Here is a 1,230-nt window from a genome sequence, read left to right as displayed (position 1 = left end):
AGAACCCCAAGCCGTTCATCTGGACGAAGACCGCGGACGACATCCTCGACACCCTCGCCGCATACTGCACACGAATTAACGACTCAGGACACTAGAAATGCCCGCAGGAGAGTCGTTTTCCCGGAGCCGTTGCTGCCGGTCAGAGACCAGAACTGGCCGGGCATCACCGCGAACGTCGTCGGAGCCAGCAGGGTGGTCTCGTCCAGGACGACCGTGGCGTCCTCGGCCGCGATCGCGGGCACTTCGTTCACTGCCGCTCCAGAACTACCAGCATCTCCCGCGAGCCCGCGCTGTAGGGCTCTCCCGCGTACGATCCGTTGACGTCCGCCACTTTCAGATCTGAGATGCGGGCCATCAGCCGGATCTCCGCGAGCGTAGCCCAGGTGGCCTGCTCGTGGAACGCGGTGAGTGTCGACGCGCTCTGGACGAGGAAGATGCTCAAGATCTCTTGGGCGGCTCGGTCCGCCGTTTGTGTCACGGTCACCATCTGTTCGCGGCCCAGCGGGTAGGTGACCGAGTGCGCGTCGCCCCCCGCTCGCTGGTACTCGGAGGGATCGGTGCAGTCAATGAAAGCCGCACCTTCCGGTTTTAGGTGCCGTGCGATGACGCGCAGGAGGTCAAGTTTCTCCTCCTGTTCCCGGGCGAGGAAGAATGTGTTTCTCGACAAGGTGACGACGTCGAATGTGGAGTCGAGCCGGAGGTTCCGGAAGTCGCCCTCCACCGCTTCAACGTTACGGTCGGCGCGTTTGCCGTCGAGTACCTTCAGCGACGGCCGTGAGGCGTCGACGGCCACGACTCGCGCACCTGCCTCGGCGAGTGCGAATGAGGACACGCCCGTGCCGCACCCCAGGTCCAGAGCGGTGACCCCGGCAAGTGGCCGGTGCGACGACACCCAGGCGGCGAGCCCGGCGCCTGGGGAGAGCATCGAGGACACCAAGTCGTACGCCTCGATCGCCGCCTCGTCGTACACACTCGGCTCACTCATGAGGACGGCCTTCCTTCAACATATTGTTGGCGACGGTGATTGCGCCCGGCAGGTTGAACCCCACCTCGGCCGTTGACCGGCTACTTGCCCGTACACCGCTGATTCGTGGCGCGAACTCAACGTTGCGCCGCAGTTTGAGGGCCTGCACGTGCAGGGCTTCGGCGTAGTTCGATGTCGTCCCTTTTGATCAGTTGAGGCCGAGCAGGGTGAGGGGGCGGGTCTGGTCGCGGGCGGTGCGGCGGAGG

2 protein-coding genes are annotated in these 1,230 nt (G+C 64.7%); both read right to left on the bottom strand.

The window, feature by feature from the left end:
* Positions 1-83 precede the first annotated feature (83 nt).
* Complete coding sequence (locus H300_RS30735; RefSeq protein WP_106966903.1) at positions 84-251, bottom strand: ATP-binding cassette domain-containing protein; 168 nt, start codon at positions 249-251, stop codon at positions 84-86.
* Complete coding sequence (locus tag H300_RS0121700; protein WP_028429053.1) at positions 248-985, bottom strand: class I SAM-dependent methyltransferase; 738 nt, start codon at positions 983-985, stop codon at positions 248-250. The genes H300_RS30735 and H300_RS0121700 overlap by 4 nt, the downstream gene beginning before the upstream one ends.
* Positions 986-1,230 lie beyond the last annotated feature (245 nt).

The sequence above is a fragment of the Streptomyces sp. TAA040 genome, from assembly GCF_000424845.1.
Note: the sequence above shows the minus strand (reverse complement) of the source record. Positions and strands in the feature narration are given on the sequence as shown.

What these genes read in the sequence shown, in the direction of transcription:
- H300_RS0121700 (WP_028429053.1), bottom strand. Translation starts at nt 985, where the DNA reads ATGAGTGAGCCGAGTGTGTACGACGAGGCGGCGATCGAGGCGTACGAC.